We start from the raw sequence: 18,112 nt of genomic DNA on the forward strand, positions 1-18,112 counted from the left end.
ACGGGCCGTAGCCCACCTACTTCTTTATTGTTATTGAATTAATCCAGAGTGAAACTCAAACCAAGTCCTCTCAACTCGTGCAATAATACATTCAGAGATTCAGGGATACCCGGCTGTGGCATCGGATCACCCTTCACGATCGCCTCATAAGCCTTCGAACGTCCTACAACGTCATCAGACTTAATCGTAAGAATTTCCTGAAGAACATGAGCGGCACCGAAGGCTTCCAGTGCCCAAACCTCCATCTCTCCGAAACGCTGACCACCGAACTGTGCCTTACCACCTAACGGCTGTTGCGTAATCAAAGAGTACGGACCGATTGAACGAGCATGCATCTTATCGTCAACCATGTGGCCCAACTTCAAGAAGTAAGTCACACCCACCGTAGCAGGTTGGTCGAAACGCTCACCAGTACCACCATCATACAAGTAAGACTTACCGTAGCGAGGAATACCAGCCTTGTCTGTCCATTCATTCAAATCATCCAAAGTCGCGCCATCGAAGATCGGAGTAGCGAACTTAACGTCCAACTCACGTCCGGCCCAACCCAACACGGCCTCGAAAATCTGTCCCAAGTTCATACGAGAAGGCACACCCAGCGGGTTCAAGCAGATATCCACCGGAGTACCGTCTTCCAAGAACGGCATATCCTCCTGACGAACGATCTTTGATACGATACCCTTGTTACCGTGGCGACCGGCCATCTTATCACCTACCTGAATCTTACGTTTCTTGGCGATATAAACCTTAGCCATCTGTACGATACCTGTCGGCAGCTCATCACCGATCGTCAAGTCGAACTTCTTACGTCTCAACTCAGCGTCAAGCTCCTTGTACTTCTTCAAATAATTCAAGATAACCTGTTTGATCAACTCATTCTTCTGAGCGTCTGCCGTCCACTTGCTTACTTGGATGGAGTTATAATCCAATTCTTCCAGAGATTTGCGGGTAAACTTAGCACCCTTAGCGATAATCTCCGTATTCATATAGTCTTTAACACCTTGAGAAACCTTGCCGTTTGTAAGCACTAACAACTTATCAACTAACAAAGTCTTCAAGCTAGCCATCTTTTCTTCGTATTCCTCGTCCAACTTCGGCAAGATCGCCTTATCAGTCAATCTGGATTTACGTTTCTTGACAGCCTTCGAGAACAAAGCGGTCTCGATAACCACACCGCGCAAAGACGGAGTAGCCTTCAAGGAAGCATCCTTCACATCACCCGCCTTATCACCGAAGATAGCACGCAACAACTTTTCCTCCGGAGATGGATCAGACTCACCTTTCGGAGTGATCTTACCGATCAAGATATCACCCGGCTCGATGCGAGCACCTACACGAACGATACCTCTCTCATCCAAATCCTTGGTAGCCTCTTCGCTGACGTTAGGGATATCGGAAGTCAATTCCTCCATACCACGCTTCGTCTCACGTACCTCAAGGATGTATTCGTCAACGTGGACAGACGTAAAGAAGTCCTCACGAACCATACGCTCGTTCAACACGATAGCATCCTCATAGTTATAACCCTTCCAAGGCATGTAAGCCACCTTCACGTTACGTCCCAAAGCAAGCTCGCCTTTCTGGGTTGAGTAACCCTCGGTAAGGATATCGCCGGCTTTCACACGTTGTCCGCGATGACAGGTCGGTTTCAAATCGACTGTCGTACTTTGGTTGGTCTTACGCCATTTCGGGATATTATATGTCTTAACCGCATCCTCGAAGCTAACGAATTCCTCGTCCTCCGTGCGGTCATATTTAATCTTGATACAAGTAGCATCAACGAACACAACCTCGCCCTCACGCTCAGCCATAATCTGAGTACGAGAGTCACGAGCAACCTGCGCCTCGATACCGGTACCAACGATCGGAGCGTCCGTACGCAACAAAGGAACCGCCTGACGCATCATGTTAGATCCCATCAACGCACGGTTAGCGTCATCATGTTCCAAGAACGGGATCAGTGAAGCCGCGATAGAAGCGATCTGCTGCGGAGCCACGTCCATCAAGTCAATCTCAGAAGGAGGGACAACAGGGAAGTCAGCCTCGAAACGAGCCTTCACCTTATCGCGGATAAACTTACCGTTATCATCCAATGGAGCATTACCTTGAGCGATTGTCAACTCTTCCTCTTCCTCCGCCGTGTAGTATTGCAAGCCTTCCTCAGAGAAGTCGACCTTTCCATCTGCCACCTTACGGTACGGAGTCGAGATGAAACCAAGATCGTTGATCTTAGCGTATACACATAAAGAAGAGATCAAACCAATGTTCGGACCTTCCGGGGTCTCAATCGGACAAAGACGACCATAGTGCGTATAGTGGACGTCACGAACCTCGAATCCGGCACGCTCTCTAGACAAACCTCCCGGACCTAGGGCTGATAAACGACGCTTGTGCGTGATCTCCGCCAACGGGTTCGTCTGGTCCATGAACTGAGACAAGGCATTCGTTCCGAAGAAAGAGTTAACCACGGAAGAAATCGTCTTCGCATTGATCAAATCAATCGGAGTAAACACCTCATTATCGCGAACGTTCATACGTTCACGAACTGTACGTGACATACGAGCCAAACCAATACCGAACTGGTTATACAATTGCTCGCCAACCGTACGTACACGACGGTTGCTTAAGTGGTCGATATCATCCACGATAGCCTTCGAGTTGATCAACTCGATCAGGTACTTGATGATCTCGATAATATCTTCTTTAGTCAAAACCTTAACATCAGCGCTTGTAGTAAGGCCTAACTTCTTGTTGATCCTGTAACGTCCCACCTCACCCAGATCATAACGTTTCTCTGAGAAGAACAGGTTCGTGATAACCTCACGTGCGCTAGCCTCATCAGCCGGTTCCGCATTTCTCAACTGTCTGTAGATATACAACACAGCTTCCTTCTCGGAGTTACTCGGGTCTTTCTGGAGCGTATTATATATGATAGCATAGTCGGACAGATTCTGGTCCTCACGATGCAACAAGATATTTTGCGTGCCTGAATCCAAGATAGCCTCGATATTGTCGCTATCCAGTACAGACTCACGGTCGATGATAACATCGTTACGTTCAATAGAAACCACCTCACCGGTATCCTCATCTACGAAATCCTCCACCCAAGTCTTCAAAACACGAGCGGCCAGCTTACGTCCGATAAACTTCTTCAGGTTTGCTTTCGTTACCTTCACCTCTTCCGCAAGGTTGAAGATTTCAAGAATATCTCTATCGCTTTCAAAACCAATAGCTCTCAAAAGAGTAGTTACAGGCAATTTCTTTTTACGGTCGATGTAAGCGTACATCACATTGTTGATGTCCGTAGCGAACTCGATCCATGACCCCTTGAACGGGATAATACGTGCGGAGTACAACTTCGTTCCGTTTGCGTGCGTGCTTTGTCCGAAGAATACGCCCGGAGAACGGTGCAGCTGAGACACGACAACACGCTCGGCGCCGTTGATCACGAAAGTACCTCTGTCCGTCATATACGGGATCGGACCCAAGTATACATCTTGGATCACCGTATCGAAGTCCTCATGATCCGGGTCCGTACAGTACAGTTTTAACTTCGCTTTTAAAGGCACGCTATAGGTTAACCCGCGAGCGATACACTCATCGATACAGTAACGAGGCGGATCTATATAGTAATCTAAGAACTCCAACACAAAATTGTTACGGGTATCCGCAATCGGGAAATTCTCGGCAAATACCTTATACAATCCCTCCTTCTTTCTCTTTTCAGGAGGAGTGTCAAGTTGAAGAAAGTCTTGGAACGACTTCAATTGAACTTCGAGAAAGTCCGGATACGGGAACTGATTCTTTATCGAAGCAAAATTAACTCTTTGGTTTTCAGCTGTTGAAGACATCTAGTAAGGAATTTATTGAACTTATTGAAATTATAGACACAAAAAGGTTAAGAGTCTTCGTAGTCGGAGACTCTTAACCAAATCACCTGGAAACCAGGTTATAAATACTATTTAAGCTCAACTTCAGCTCCAGCCTCTTCCAACTGTTTCTTCAATGCCTCAGCATCAGCTTTAGCGATACCTTCCTTGATTGCACTGGGAGCGCTATCTACCATATCCTTAGCCTCTTTCAAGCCAAGACCTGTTAATTCTTTAACTAACTTAACGATAGCTAATTTATTAGCACCTGCTGCTTTCAATACAACATCGAAAGAAGTCTTCTCTTCTGCAGCGGCAGCAGCACCACCAGCAGCAGGACCAGCAACAGCAACAGCTGCAGCAGCAGGTTCGATACCGTACTCTTCTTTAAGGATAGTAGCTAATTCGCTAACTTCTTTAACGGTCAAGTTTACTAATTGTTCTGCAAAAGCTTTCAAATCTGCCATTTTTGTATGATTTAAATGATTATTTATCTGTGTAATGTTTTAATGAAAAATTATCTTTCTTCCAAAGTCTTCAACAGACCATGGATAGTTTGTCCTGATGACTGAAGAGCAGAGATAACGTTCTTCGCCGGAGATTCCAACAATGCGATAACATCGGCAATAAGTTCGTTTTTGCTCTTGATATTTACTAATGCCTCAAGATTCTCAGCACCTACATAGAAGCTTTCTTGTACGTAAGCAGCCTTCAAAGCCGGTTTAACGACTACACCTTTTTTAGCGTCCTTAGTAAAATCCTTAATCAGGCGAGCGGGAGCATTAGCGACTTGTGAGAACATCACAGCCGTATTGCCTTTCAAAGCCACGTTAAGATCAGAGAAGTCACCTTCAATGTTCTCCAACGCTTTCTTAAGCAAGTTATTCTTTACAACGACTAACTTAACCTCACGCTTGAAACACTCTCTTCTCAATTTGCTGGTTTTCTCAGCGTCCAACGCCTCGATATCCGTCAAATAGAAATTAGGATATTCCTTTAATGTTTCAGTTAATTGACCTATAACAGTTCCTTTATCTTCCTTTCTCATTGTTCAATTGTTTTTTAGTTTTCTTCAACTGATTTGGGGTCAATTTTAATACCCGCACTCATAGTACTAGAAAGATAAATACTCTTTATATACGCACCTTTAGCCGCAGTAGGTTTCAACTTGATCAAAGTTGAAATAAACTCCTTAGCATTGTCACGAATCTGTTCCGGAGTGAAAGACACCTTACCAACAGATGTGTGAACGATACCGCTCTTATCTACCTTAAAGTCGATCTTACCTTGCTTAACCTCCTTCACCGCATTTCCGATCTCATTGGTAACCGTACCACTCTTTGGGTTAGGCATCAAACCACGAGGGCCTAATACGCGACCAAGAGCACCGATCTTACCCATGATAGAAGGCATAGTGATGATAACATCAATGTCAGTCCAACCGCCTTTAATCTTATTAATATACTCATCCAATCCAACATAGTCAGCTCCAGCGGCAGTAGCTTCAGCTTCCTTGTCCGGAGTACATAATGCGAGAACCCTAACCTGCTTACCAGTTCCGTGAGGCAATGAAACCACGCCTCTCACCATTTGATTGGCCTTACGGGGGTCAACACCTAAACGGACATCAACATCTACGGATGCGTCAAACTTAGTTGTAGTAATTTCCTTCACTAAAGCTGAAGCTTCTTTCAATGTATATGCTTTCCCAGCTTCAATCTTGCCCAAAGCCAACTTTTGATTCTTTGTAAGTTTACTCATCTCAATTGAAGTTTATTAATTATTACCCGGGAATGTCCCTTTAACAGTGATACCCATACTTCTGGCTGTTCCCGCAACCATTCTCATGGCTGACTCGACAGTAAAGCAGTTTAGATCGACTAATTTGTCTTCAGCGATAGCTTTCACCTGCTCCCATGTGATCTCAGCGATCTTAGCACGGTTAGGTTGAGCGGAACCGCTCTTCTTCTTAGTAGCTTCCAACAACTGGATTGCCACAGGAGGAGTTTTAACGACAAAGTCGAAAGACTTATCGGCATAGTAAGTAATTACAACAGGTAATATCTTACCAGCCTTGTCTTGGGTCTTGGCATTAAATTGCTTGCAAAACTCCATAATATTAATACCCTTAGAACCCAAAGCAGGTCCTACTGGGGGAGAAGGGTTTGCTGCTCCTCCTTTAATCTGCAATTTGATTTGTCCAGCAACTTCTTTAGCCATTGTTTCTAAAATTTTTTAGATATATAACATCAATAACAGAAAGGTAGCACTTTTCGTAACCAGAGTACTATTCTTTCTCAACTTGCATATAACCCAACTCAAGGGGAGTCTTGCGTCCGAAGACCTTAACCATCACCTTAAGTTTCTTTTTCTCGGCGTTGACCTCTTCGATTATACCCGTGAAACCGCTGAACGGTCCAAAAGTAATCTTCACACTCTCGCCAACATAGAACTGGATATCCAGATCCTCTTGTTGTTCCTGCAACTCGTCAACCGTACCCAAAATACGATTCACTTCCGCAGGGCGTAATGGCACGGGGGTATCAGAACCACCCAAGAAACCAATCACGTTTGGAATGTTCCGCAATCGATGAGCAACCTCACCGACCAAAGCAGCCTCGACCAGCACATAACCCGGCAAGTAAGCCCTTTCTTTCATGACCTTCTTACCGTTTCGTACCGTAAAGGTTTTCTCGGTCGGAATCAAGACTTGAAATACATATTCTCCCAGATCCGTATTCTTCAGCTCAGCCTCTAGATATTCCCGCACCTTGTTCTCCTTGCCACTGATGGCACGCAGAACATAAAATTTCTTTTGGATATCAGACATACCTTAACTGATTAGAAAATTTGGTTGTAGAAGAAACGCATAACAGCCTCGAAGGCCCCGTCAACAACAAAGATCAATGCGGCGATGATAAGGGAAGCAAACATAACAACAACCGCACTATTGGAAAGCTCTGCTCTCGTAGGCCAAGAAACTTTATAAACAAGTTCGTTATAAGATTCCTTAATATAAGTAATTATCTTTTTCATCGAATCTATAGATTTTAGCACGGAAGGAGAGGCTCGAACTCCCGACACCTGGTTTTGGAGACCAGTGCTCTACCGACTGAGCTACTTCCGTAGAAATAGCCAGCCCTTAAAAAGACTGGCTATAACATTATCTAATGTTTGAATTAGTTCTCTAATTCTGTGATCTGGCCTGCACCTACTGTACGTCCACCCTCGCGGATAGCGAAACGAAGACCTACGCTACATGCTACCGGATAGATCAACTCAACCTCGATCGTTACGTTATCACCCGGCATTACCATTTCAGTTCCTTCCGGCAAAGTGATCTCACCAGTTACATCCAATGTACGGATGTAGAACTGAGGACGATATTTGTTGTGGAACGGAGTGTGACGACCACCTTCCTCTTTCTTCAAGATATAAACCTCAGCCTTGAACTTAGAATGCTCTTTAACCTGACCCGGGTGGCAGATTACCATACCACGCTTGATCTCGTTCTTATCGATACCGCGAAGCAACAAACCAACGTTGTCACCAGCCTCACCTTGATCCAATAACTTACGGAACATCTCAACACCTGTAACAACAGATTTCTTACCAGCAGCGCCAAGACCGATGATCTGAACTTCCTCACCAACCTTAACAATACCTGTCTCGATACGACCTGTAGCAACAGTACCACGACCCGTGATTGAGAATACGTCCTCAACCGGCATCAAGAACGGCTTGTCGATTTCACGCGGAGGCAGAGGAATCCAAGTATCACAAGCTTCCATCAACTCCATTACTTTATCTTCCCATTGAGGATCACCGTTCAATGCACCAAGAGCAGAACCACGGATGATCGGAGTGTTGTCACCGTCGAATTGATAGAATGAAAGCAACTCTCTCATCTCCATCTCAACCAATTCCAACATTTCCTCGTCGTCAACCATGTCACACTTGTTCATGAATACAACCAATCTCGGAACGTTTACCTGACGAGCCAAAAGGATGTGCTCGCGAGTTTGAGGCATAGGACCATCAGTAGCAGCAACTACGATGATAGCACCGTCCATCTGAGCAGCACCAGTTACCATGTTCTTTACGTAGTCGGCGTGACCCGGACAGTCTACGTGAGCATAGTGACGGTTTGCAGTCTGATACTCTACGTGAGAAGTGTTGATTGTGATACCTCTCTCTTTTTCTTCAGGAGCGTTGTCGATAGAATCGAATGAACGCAACTCTGAAAGACCTTTCTTTGCCAATACTGTTGTGATAGCAGCTGTCAAAGTTGTTTTACCGTGGTCAACGTGACCAATCGTACCAATGTTCACATGTGGTTTCGATCTGTCAAATTTCTCTTTTGCCATAACTTAATTGTTCTTTATTTGATTAATGATCATGTTCAATTTTCAATTGAGCCGGTGCCGAGACTTGAACTCGGGACCTCTTCCTTACCAAGGAAGTGCTCTACCGCTGAGCTACACAGGCAACTTATAAGAGCGGAAGACGGGGCTCAAACCCGCGACCCTCAGCTTGGAAGGCTAATGCTCTATCAACTGAGCTACTTCCGCAAGACCGAATGAACCAACCGATTCTCTCCTTTGTTTCATTCGTGTGGGCAGTGATGGATTCGAACCACCGAAGGCGAAAGCCAGCTGAGTTACAGTCAGCCCCATTTGGCCACTCTGGTAACTGCCCATTCCAATACATTCTTTTGAGCCTCTTGTCGGATTCGAACCAACGACCCCGAGATTACAAATCACGTGCTCTGGCCAACTGAGCTAAAGAGGCGATACTTCTAAAAGCAGCCGTTTCGTCACCACGGCGAAACGGCTGCAAATTTAGATATTATTTCTTACATACCAAATTTATCTACCGTTTTTTTTATTTGGCTCTGATTTTTTCTTTGAATTTAACCAGTTGCTTCTCCAAAGCCTCAACACAATCGTCTATCGCCCCTTCGAAAGTATCGTTTATTTTATCAGCGAAACATTCCCCGTTCTTCACGGACAACATTATACTGGCTTGCTTGTTCTTCACCGTCTCAGGCTTAACCACCTTCAATGTAACCTCTGCCAATATAATACCATCGAAGTATTGCTCCAATTTAGAAACTTTCTTCTGAATAAACGCCTCCAACTGTGCAGTTGCGTCGAAATGAATTGCTTGAATTCTAACGTCCATAATAACCTCCTTCTTTTTTTGCTCTTGGATGAGCATGATACACTTTTTTTAATTCCTCAAAGGTTGTATGCGTGTAAACACTGGTAGACGCTAAACTGCTATGACCTAATAAATCTTTCACAGCGTTCAGCTCGGCTCCGTTGTTTAACATACTCGTTGCAAATGAATGTCGTAACACGTGTGGACTTCGTTTCGCCAGCATGGGTATCTCCGACAATTGCTTTTTTACTATATTATAAACAATCCCCGTCGACAACTGGTTCCCGTTCTTTCGAACGAAAAACCATTCACCGGCTGCTTCAACCTCACGATCACGGACTTCCGTGTATGCAAGCATTAAGTTTTTTAAACCCTCCGCAAAAGGAATCAACCGCTGCTTGTTCCGCTTTCCGGTTACCTTGACCTGCATCGCCTCATAATCCACATCCACGTTTCGTATGCCGATTAACTCTGAGCGGCGCATCCCGGTATCGTATAGCATCTCAATGACCAACCGATTCCTCACACCTTCAAAATCCTCATCAAATCCGTCCCCGTCCAACAACGCCTCCAACTCGCTATCCTTAATAAAATAAGGTAAGGGTTTCTTCGTTTTCGGACCGCTCACCAATCTCAACGGATTCGCGGAGACAATCCCCCGTTTCATGAGAAACTTAAAAAAAGATTTCAAAGAACTTAATTTCCGGTTTACCGATACGGGAGAAAGCTTCTCGTCCATCAAACTGACGATCCAGCTTCTCACGAAATCCGAGTCGATTTCCCCGGGGTCGAATACACCTTCTCGATGCTCTCTTACATACCTCTGAAATTGGTCCAAATCTTTCGAATAGGCACCAATCGTATAATTGGAATAGTTCCGCTCATACCGGAGATAGTTTAGAAAGTCATCGATCAGCATATTCTCGTTGCATCAACATTCATGCAACGAAAATAGGAATAAGAATTCAATAAAACAAGCCCGGAAGCTATAATTATTCTTCTACTTGTTGCAAATGCTGTACGTAGATAGCACGCATAGTCTGCTTTCTCTTCGTAACAGACGGTTTCTCGAAAGCCTGACGGCCTCTCAATTCCTTGACTACACCTGTTTTCTCGAACTTTCTCTTGAATTTCTTAAGCGCCTTCTCGATGTTTTCGCCTTCTTTTAATGGAACTACGATCATAATTTAAATTGTTATATTGTTTAATTATTTATATCCTCAAATTGAGCGGCAAAATTACTGATTGTTTCGGGATTAGCAAAACTTTCAGCGATTATTTTTATAAAAGATGCCTTTCTCCGTAATTATAGCCGTGATTAGCTCGTGGGGAGTAATGTCGAAGGCGGGGTTATAGACTTTTACGTCTTTCGGGGCCATACGCCTTGAATACCACATCTCGGTGACCTCATCGGGGTTACGTTCCTCTATTACAATGGAATCGCCGTCCGGGCACGAGCCATCGATGGTGGATGTCGGGCCTAATACATAGAAGGGGATCTTGTAATGCCGGGCCAAGATAGCCACTCCGGACGTGCCGATCTTATTCGCCACGTCGCCATTGGCGGCTACACGGTCGCAACCTACGACCACGGCATGCACCCAGCCTTTCCGCATGACGATAGAGGCCATATTATCGCAAATCAGCATCACGTCCACGCCGGCCCTGCTTAGCTCATAGGCCGTGAGCCGGGCGCCTTGCAACAAAGGACGGGTCTCGTCGGCGAAGACCTTGAAACCATAACCTCTCTCCTGCCCCAGATAAATCGGCGCCAAGGCGGTGCCATACTCCGAGACCGCCAGATGTCCGGCGTTGCAATGCGTAAGGATTCCCATCCCAGGACGGAGTAGCGCCAGACAGTTCTCGCCGATCTGCCGGCAAGCGGCGGCGTCTTCCTCCCGGATCGCGATCGCTTCCTTATATAATAGCTCTTTCCATTCCGGGACAGACAAGGTTGGATGAGCGACCAATACCCGCTCCATCCGGTTCAGCGCCGCCACCAGATTCACCGCTGTCGGACGGGAACCGGCCAGATACTCCTTGATCTTCCGAAACTCATTCACGAAAACGGATTTCTCCGCCGTATCGATCCGACGGGCGCAGACATAGATACCATAAGCGGCCGCTACCCCGATAGCAGGTGCTCCACGTACCTTTAATTTATAGATGGCATCCCATATCTCCTCGGCAGTGGTAAGGGTCAGATACGCTTCCTTACCCGGCAGCAGAGTTTGGTCCAAAATGATCACACCGTCCGCTTGCTCGTTGAAACGCACGGTCTTTAAATCAGATAGAGTTTGTATCATTCGATATGAATATATTAATAGTTCACGGGACCCAGCGTAGCTTCTATCGCCACCCCTGCGGCGGTAACCGCTATCGCTCCTACGACAAGGCCTGCCGTAGCCCCATGAGTCTCTTTCACGTAAAAGAAATCGCCGGATTGCTGCTGTCCCTCATCGAAATACTGGGGAGCCACGTCGCCGACCTTGATCAATTTCGCCAGATAGAAGTTCCGCTCAAAAGAGGAATGCTTCAAGGGCTTCCCATTGGTCCCTCCGGCGAACAACGTCAGGTAGCTACGGAATCTCAGAGGAGAATCTTCCTCCGTAAAATCCTTCACTCGGATATTTACGGTGGTGTTTGCTTTCGTTGTCATTTGCTCCTTTACATACTCTTCCTTCGGGATCTCGTTAAACGGGAAGTTGGCTAATTGCAAAGGCGTATTGACTAATTTGGAATGCGGCGGGATAAACTCAACGCCCTTCGGCAAACTCACATCACCGGAGAAGGAACCTTCCGAGTAGCTCCACCCGCTGCTGCTCCTATCGCTCCAATGAAAGGAGCTACCGGATGCCACGCTAGAGCTCTCGCCTCTCACCGAGGCCACTTTCGGATCGTAGGTGGTAGCCACGTCATCGATAATCAGCGCCGACCGCCCCCAATCCACATACAAGGGTTCATCCAATTTATTATAAATGGTAATAGTAACCGGGGCGTTCTCTCCCCAGAAACGATAAGAGATACGTACCGTATCGTTTTCCTGCACAAAATCACCTCTCTCATTCTTCTCCCCGACGGGGTCATTCGAGTTCAACATCGAATAATAATAAGAAGAACATGCGCTCAAGCCGAGAAGCAGAGCCGCAAAGACAAAAAGATAAAGCAGATTCCTCATGGCACTTCTTATTTGTTTCTACAAAGCTAGCAAATTATTCCTTGATATCTATTGGGTGCCTTATCTTTAACTTGATTTAAAGGGATCGGTTCACAAGGTTGTGGACCACAAGGCTGTGAGCCCATATACATTTATCATAACCTTTAGCTCTTTTATCCGGAATCCTTACCCTTTTCTCTTTTATATATTGTACCTTTGAAGCTGAAGTATTCATTATCCACCATCTGTTAGATGATCATCTAACGAATGGTGGATGATCTTCCAACAGTTGGTGCATGATCATACAACGGCTGTTGGAAGATGAATTCTTCTTGAAGAAACCGCTAAGCTCGCCTATAGAAACGAGTAAGCGATCTAGAAGAATCGGATAAAAGATCTATAACCATTTAAACACAGCATAGATGTCAGCAAATTACAAGTTAGTCAGAAATCCCAACCCGAATCCAGAGGAATCCGGGAAGTCATTACCCCTACATCCTCGTTTGGTCTCTTGCGGGACGATACATACGGATGAGTTCATCAGCAGAGCGAAGTCCCGGTCTTCTTTCTCTCCCGCGGATATGAAAGGGATCTTGCAGCTTTTCCAAGACATGATGGTGGACTTCCTCATGTTCGGTTATAACGTGGAGCTAGAGGGGATCGGTACTTTCAGCGTCTCACTGAAAAGCCGGCCCGTGATGGAAAAGAATGAGATCCGGGCGGAATCCATCCATTTCAAGGACGTGAAGTTCAGATCGTCCAAGGAACTAAGAGACCGGCTGAAGACCATGCCGGTGTTTCGTGACGAGTACACGGTTAGCGATCCCGCGTATCCCTCCGCCAAGGAATGCGAGCAAGAGGTATTCCGTTATCTGGAGACGAACCCTTTTATCCACCAGAAGAAGTATATGTCGCTCTGCGGATGCTCCAGAAGCAAGGCTTCCCTCGACTTGCGGCGGCTGGTAGAGGAAGGGAAACTGCGGTGGGAAAAGCTAGGCACTTCCCATCTATATTATAAGGTAGAAGAGCCGGTTTCCGGCGAGACAAATCCAAAATAATTCATTAACTTTGCGAGTATTAATGTTGACTAAAATAAAATGCGATGAAAACAAACATTCCTGAACGTATCGCCGCCCTACGGGAGGCTATGAGACAACAGAAGGTTGACGCTTACATCATACCCAGTTCCGACCCGCACCTAAGCGAGTATCCGGCCGATCGCTGGAAATCGAGAGAATGGATATCCGGCTTCACCGGCTCGGCGGGAACGATCGTGGTCACCGCGGACAAGGCGGGCTTATGGACCGATTCCCGGTATTTCCTGCAAGCGGCCAGCCAGCTGGAAGGTTCCGGTATCGAACTCTATAAGTTGGCGCTTCCGGAGACACCGTCTATCACGGAATTCCTCTTGCATGAGTTACACGCCGGACAGGCCGTAGGGCTGGACGGGCAAACCTATAGCGCCGCCGAAGCGAGTGCCTTGGCTAATAAACTAAGCCGTAAAGAAATCAAGCTGGATACCTCGGCCGACCTGATCGAGGGTATCTGGAAGGACCGTCCCGCCGTTCCCGGAAACCCGATATTCGAGATGCCGGAAGCATTAAGCGGAGCCTCCGTGCACGAGAAACTAGACCTAATCAATAACCAGTTGCGGAGCGAGGGCGCCGACTGCTTGATCCTCGCCGCCTTAGACGAGATCGCGTGGACATTCAATATCCGGGGTACGGACGTGACCTATAACCCGGTCGTAGTCAGCTACGCCTTTGTATCGGAGGATGAGAGCGTGCTTTTCATCAAGCCGGAGAAGCTGACCGCCGAGATCACCGAGCATTTGAAGAAAGAAGGGGTTACGCTGGCCGAATACTCCATGATCCAGAGGTATCTGTCCCGCCTACCGGAAAACAGCCGGGTATTCGTGGATATGAACAAGACGAACGTCTCCTTATACGATGCGATCCCAGGAAACTGTACGATCGTGGAAGGGATCTCCCCCGCCAATCACTTGAAGAGCATCAAGAACGAGACCGAGATCAAGGGATTCCAAAACGCCGTGGTAAAAGATGGTGTCGCCTTGACAAAATTCTATATCTGGCTGGAGAAACAAATGGCGGAAGGAGCCCAAGTTACAGAGATCAGCGCCGCCGAGAAGCTGACAGCCTTACGTGCGGAACAACCGCAATACATCATGGATAGCTTCGGCACGATCTGCGGCTACGCCGAGCATGGAGCGATTGTTCATTACTCCGCTACGCCGGAGACGGATGCGACCTTGAAGCCGGAAGGATTGCTTTTGATCGATTCCGGCGCACAATATCTGGACGGTACGACGGATATCACCCGCACGATCGCCCTTGGAGAGCCGACGGAGCAGATGAAAAAGGATTTCACCCGTGTGTTGAAAGGTACGATCAGCTTGGCGAAAAGCAAGTTTCCCGCCGGAACACGAGGTTCCCAGATCGATATCCTTGCCCGTAAAGCGCTATGGGATTCCGGAATCAATTACTTGCACGGAACCGGTCACGGTATCGGCCATTGCCTAAACGTACACGAAGGCCCCCAAAGCATCCGCATGGAGGAGAACCCGGTGACCTTGAAGCCCGGAATGGTGATCAGCGACGAGCCGGCCATGTATCGTACCGGCGAATACGGTATCCGTACGGAGAACATGATCTTGGTACGTGAGGACAGCGAAACGGAATTCGGGAAATTCCTAGGATTCGATACGCTGACGCTTTGTTTCATCGACACGAGCTTGATTATCATCCCCATGCTCTCTGTCCGTGAGCACGCTTGGCTGAACAAGTACCACCAAATGGTATACGACAAGATCAGCCCGTTCTTGAACGAGGAGGAGAAAGCTTGGCTGAAAGAGAAAACAACAGAAATTTAAACAACTAAAAATGGCATTAATTAAATCCGTTCGTGGCTTTACCCCGAAGATCGGTAAAGACACTTTTTTAGCAGACAACGCCACGATTATAGGTGACGTAGAGATCGGTGAAGGTTGCAGTATCTGGTTTGGCACCGTGCTTCGCGGCGACGTGAACTCGATTCGCATCGGCAACGGCGTAAACGTACAGGATGGTTCCGTCCTTCACACCTTATATGAGAAATCGACGATCGAGATCGGCGATGATGTATCCATCGGCCATAACGTAACGATCCACGGGGCGAAGATTTGCAATGGCGCCTTGATCGGAATGGGCTCCGTGGTATTGGATCACGCCGTAGTAGGCGAGGGAGCGATCATCGCCGCAGGTTCCGTAGTACTAAGCAAGACGATCGTCGAGCCGGGCAGTATCTACGCCGGAGTTCCCGCTAAGTTCGTCAAGAAGGTTGATCCCGAGCAAGCGAAGGAGATCAACCAGAAAATAGCCAAAAACTACCATATGTATTCTTCTTGGTATAAAGAATAAGGACATGTATTTGATTATTTGAATTATAAACCATATATTTGTATCTATGAAAAAAAGGACAATAATATGGAGTTAGTAATCTTTCTTGGAGTTGTCGGGATTATTTGCCTAATAGGCTTAATTTACACGTATACCCCTTCAGGCAAAAAGTGGTTACATGAAAAATAATTCAAATAAAGGAATTCAAAACAATAAACACTATTTGTCTCGAAGCGTGAGATGGATAGTGTTTATTTTTATAGTAGGAATCGGAGGGTATCTAACGTTACCCTCCAATTATTATTTGCGCAGAGCGCTTACTCATTTATTACCCAAGATCGATCAATATCCGATTTTCGAGAACCGGGTCGTAAAAGCAGGTTCGCCCCGCCCTTGGGAACTATCGGAAGCTTACAATACGAAAAGTATTCCAGAGCGTTATCTTCCCCGGTTTGAGGAGCTGGGTACGGTTGCCTATGTAATCATCCAAGACAATCGACTGCTATTCGAGCAATATTGGGAAGATTATTCCCCGGAATCGCATAGCAACTCCTTCTCGATGGCGAAAAGCATCGTCTCGTTAGCGATCGGCTGCGCTATCGACGATGGATTTATCCGCGATGTCGATCAACCGGTAAGCGACTTTTTCCCGGAATTCAAGGGATACGACGGAAAGGCCCTAACGCTTCGCCATTTGCTGACCATGAGCGCCGGCGTGGATTTCGACGAGGCTTACAGCTCTCCTTTCTCTCCTACCACCCAGTTGTATTATGGCGATGACCTACAGGAAATCGCCTTCGGGATGAAAGAGATCGACGAGCCCGGCGTAAACTTTATCTACCAAAGCGGCGTGACACAACTGCTGGGCTTTATCGTGGAGAAGGCTACCGGGGAGAAACTCAGCGATTATGTATCCCGCAAACTATGGACTCCGATGCACGCTGAGGAAAGCGCCCTTTGGAGCCTCGACCGGAAGGACGGCATGGAAAAAGCCTATTGCTGTTTCAACAGTAACGCCCGTGATTTCGCCCGCTTCGGACAATTATTACTCAACAACGGTCAATGGGATGGCCAGCAATTGATCTCTCCCGCTTATCTGGCGGAAGCGACAAGCCCCGATACCCGTCTTGTCTATAAGGATCTCGGCAAACCCAACCATTGTTACGGATTCCAATACTGGATTCTCGATTACAAAGGGATGAAGATCCCTTATATGAGAGGAATCTTGGGGCAATATGTCTTCACGCTCCCGGAAAAGAACGCCGTGATCGTAAGACTCGGGCACAAACGCAGCGATACTTATACCGCCGACCAACATTATCCGGACGATATAAATACATGGTTGGACGCGGCGATGGACTTACTTCAATAAGAATCTATTTATCAAACGATCTAAAAATAAACGCACATGAGAAAAACGATTTTAACGACAGCGCCATTGGCGGCACTCCTATTGCTTTCTTGCGCACAGAAACCCAGTACGCAAAAGCCGGACATCACGTATATGCCGCAACCACCGTTCAATCCGCCGACGTATGTTTGCTACAAGGCCCCCGCTCCTATCAAGATCGACGGAAAGCTTTCTCCCGGGGAATGGGACGCGATACCTTGGACCAGCAACTTCGTGGATATCGAAGGAGACAAACGCCCGGCCCCTCACTTCCAGACCCGGGCCAAGATGACTTACGATGATAACGGAATGTACTTCGCCGTCCTTATGGAGGAGCCGCACGTATGGGCGACCATCACGGAACACGACGCCGTGATCTTCCATGACAACGACTTCGAGATCTTCCTGAATCCTACGAACGACACCCATAATTATCTGGAGTACGAGGTGAACGCCTTAGGTACGGAATGGGACTTGTTCTTAACCCGCCCCTACCGGGATAATCCGCAAGTATTGAATAACTGGGAGTTCGCTGGAATGAAATCCGCTGTTTATGTGGACGGTACGCTGAATAACCCGAAAGACACGGATAAATCATGGAGCGTAGAGGTATTCATTCCTTGGACTTCCGTATTCCAAATGGACAGAGGAAAAGAAAAGCCGGAAATCGGCGAGCAGATCCGTGTGAACTTCTCCCGTGTGGAATGGACAACGGACGTGAAAGACGGTAAATACGTGAAAGTCCCTATCCAAGGAGAGGATAAGATTCGCGAGTACAACTGGGTATGGGCGCCTACCGGGGTAATCAATATCCATATGCCCGAATACTGGGGTTATGTTCAAATATCGGATAAGATTGCGGGAGAAGGTGAGACTACTTTCGTAAAACATCCTTCGGAGGAGACGAAATGGATCTTGCGTAATTTATATTACCGTCAGAATGAGTTCGCCGCGACCTTCGGGCATTATGCCAATAACATCAACGACTTGAAGGCAAACAAGCTATGCCCGCAAGAGATCGCCAATCAACTGGAAATACATACGACACCTTCTATGTACGAGATATCGCTACCCACATCGGACGGTACGGTATGGAATATCCGGCAAGACGGTCTGGTATGGCCTAAAAAGAAATAAC

At 46.9% G+C, this 18,112-nt stretch carries 18 protein-coding genes and 5 tRNA genes; 5 read left to right on the forward strand and 18 right to left on the reverse strand.

Features of this window, described 5'->3' with window-relative positions; genetic code table 11:
• Positions 1–38: 38 nt before the first annotated feature.
• The 18 genes from rpoB to ACYIA1_RS12100 all read right to left on the reverse strand — a co-directional run bounded on the left by rpoB (position 39) and on the right by ACYIA1_RS12100 (position 12,210).
• Positions 39–3,851 (reverse strand): DNA-directed RNA polymerase subunit beta, encoded by a 3,813-nt coding sequence (gene rpoB, locus ACYIA1_RS12015; RefSeq protein ID WP_005854221.1) that lies wholly within the window; start codon positions 3,849–3,851, stop codon positions 39–41.
• Positions 3,852–3,958: 107 nt separating this feature from the next.
• Entirely contained in the window at positions 3,959–4,336 is a 378-nt protein-coding gene (rplL, locus tag ACYIA1_RS12020; RefSeq protein ID WP_005854220.1) for a 50S ribosomal protein L7/L12, read from the reverse strand.
• Positions 4,337–4,386: 50 nt separating this feature from the next.
• Positions 4,387–4,917 (reverse strand): 50S ribosomal protein L10, encoded by a 531-nt coding sequence (gene rplJ, locus ACYIA1_RS12025; protein WP_005867245.1) that lies wholly within the window; start codon positions 4,915–4,917, stop codon positions 4,387–4,389.
• Between the two features lie 14 nt (positions 4,918–4,931).
• On the reverse strand, positions 4,932–5,630 hold the full coding sequence (gene rplA / locus ACYIA1_RS12030; RefSeq protein ID WP_005854218.1) for a 50S ribosomal protein L1: 699 nt from the start codon (positions 5,628–5,630) through the stop codon (positions 4,932–4,934).
• Positions 5,631–5,645: 15 nt separating this feature from the next.
• Positions 5,646–6,089 carry a 50S ribosomal protein L11 gene (gene rplK, locus ACYIA1_RS12035; protein ID WP_005867244.1) on the reverse strand — a complete coding sequence of 148 codons (444 nt, stop codon included), beginning with the start codon at positions 6,087–6,089 and terminating at the stop codon, positions 5,646–5,648.
• A 67-nt stretch (positions 6,090–6,156) separates the two neighbouring features.
• Positions 6,157–6,699, reverse strand: a complete 543-nt coding sequence (gene nusG / locus ACYIA1_RS12040) for a transcription termination/antitermination protein NusG (protein ID WP_048927527.1) — start codon at positions 6,697–6,699, stop codon at positions 6,157–6,159.
• 11 nt (positions 6,700–6,710) lie between these two features.
• Positions 6,711–6,905, reverse strand: coding sequence for a preprotein translocase subunit SecE (secE, locus tag ACYIA1_RS12045; protein WP_005854211.1), 195 nt, complete (start codon positions 6,903–6,905; stop codon positions 6,711–6,713).
• 18 nt (positions 6,906–6,923) lie between these two features.
• Positions 6,924–6,996, reverse strand: a tRNA-Trp gene (locus ACYIA1_RS12050).
• A 52-nt stretch (positions 6,997–7,048) separates the two neighbouring features.
• Positions 7,049–8,236 carry an elongation factor Tu gene (gene tuf, locus ACYIA1_RS12055; protein WP_048927526.1) on the reverse strand — a complete coding sequence of 396 codons (1,188 nt, stop codon included), beginning with the start codon at positions 8,234–8,236 and terminating at the stop codon, positions 7,049–7,051.
• Positions 8,237–8,285: 49 nt separating this feature from the next.
• Positions 8,286–8,357: transfer RNA gene (locus ACYIA1_RS12060), tRNA-Thr, on the reverse strand.
• A gap of 10 nt (positions 8,358–8,367) precedes the next feature.
• Positions 8,368–8,440 (reverse strand) — tRNA-Gly (locus ACYIA1_RS12065).
• 44 nt (positions 8,441–8,484) lie between these two features.
• Positions 8,485–8,567 (reverse strand) — tRNA-Tyr (locus ACYIA1_RS12070).
• Positions 8,568–8,586: 19 nt separating this feature from the next.
• Positions 8,587–8,660: transfer RNA gene (locus ACYIA1_RS12075), tRNA-Thr, on the reverse strand.
• Between the two features lie 93 nt (positions 8,661–8,753).
• On the reverse strand, positions 8,754–9,053 hold the full coding sequence (gene hpf, locus ACYIA1_RS12080) for a ribosome hibernation-promoting factor, HPF/YfiA family (protein ID WP_008778704.1): 300 nt from the start codon (positions 9,051–9,053) through the stop codon (positions 8,754–8,756).
• On the reverse strand, positions 9,043–9,951 hold the full coding sequence (locus ACYIA1_RS12085; RefSeq protein WP_008773676.1) for a tyrosine-type recombinase/integrase: 909 nt from the start codon (positions 9,949–9,951) through the stop codon (positions 9,043–9,045). Before ACYIA1_RS12085 ends, hpf begins: the two co-directional genes overlap by 11 nt.
• 73 nt (positions 9,952–10,024) lie before the next feature.
• Positions 10,025–10,216: a 30S ribosomal protein S21 gene (gene rpsU, locus ACYIA1_RS12090; RefSeq protein WP_005854174.1), complete on the reverse strand. Its 192-nt coding sequence runs from the start codon at positions 10,214–10,216 to the stop codon at positions 10,025–10,027.
• Between the two features lie 84 nt (positions 10,217–10,300).
• Positions 10,301–11,338, reverse strand: a complete 1,038-nt coding sequence (gene mtnA, locus ACYIA1_RS12095; protein WP_480335385.1) for an S-methyl-5-thioribose-1-phosphate isomerase — start codon at positions 11,336–11,338, stop codon at positions 10,301–10,303.
• Positions 11,339–11,352: 14 nt separating this feature from the next.
• Positions 11,353–12,210, reverse strand: a complete 858-nt coding sequence (locus ACYIA1_RS12100; RefSeq protein WP_008773678.1) for a hypothetical protein — start codon at positions 12,208–12,210, stop codon at positions 11,353–11,355.
• A gap of 401 nt (positions 12,211–12,611) precedes the next feature.
• Between ACYIA1_RS12100 and ACYIA1_RS12105 the strand changes: the two genes are divergently transcribed.
• The 5 genes from ACYIA1_RS12105 to ACYIA1_RS12125 all read left to right on the forward strand — a co-directional run bounded on the left by ACYIA1_RS12105 (position 12,612) and on the right by ACYIA1_RS12125 (position 18,111).
• Positions 12,612–13,247, forward strand: coding sequence for an HU family DNA-binding protein (locus ACYIA1_RS12105; protein ID WP_005867237.1), 636 nt, complete (start codon positions 12,612–12,614; stop codon positions 13,245–13,247).
• 44 nt (positions 13,248–13,291) lie between these two features.
• Positions 13,292–15,079, forward strand: a complete 1,788-nt coding sequence (locus ACYIA1_RS12110; protein ID WP_048927523.1) for an aminopeptidase P family protein — start codon at positions 13,292–13,294, stop codon at positions 15,077–15,079.
• A gap of 10 nt (positions 15,080–15,089) precedes the next feature.
• Positions 15,090–15,605, forward strand: coding sequence for a gamma carbonic anhydrase family protein (locus ACYIA1_RS12115; RefSeq protein WP_005854163.1), 516 nt, complete (start codon positions 15,090–15,092; stop codon positions 15,603–15,605).
• 157 nt (positions 15,606–15,762) lie between these two features.
• Complete coding sequence (locus ACYIA1_RS12120) at positions 15,763–16,956, forward strand: serine hydrolase domain-containing protein (protein ID WP_005867235.1); 1,194 nt, start codon at positions 15,763–15,765, stop codon at positions 16,954–16,956.
• Between the two features lie 36 nt (positions 16,957–16,992).
• Entirely contained in the window at positions 16,993–18,111 is a 1,119-nt protein-coding gene (locus ACYIA1_RS12125) for a carbohydrate-binding family 9-like protein (RefSeq protein WP_480335389.1), read from the forward strand.
• Position 18,112: the final 1 nt, after the last annotated feature.

The organism is Parabacteroides sp. KHUB-02 (assembly GCF_056640955.1).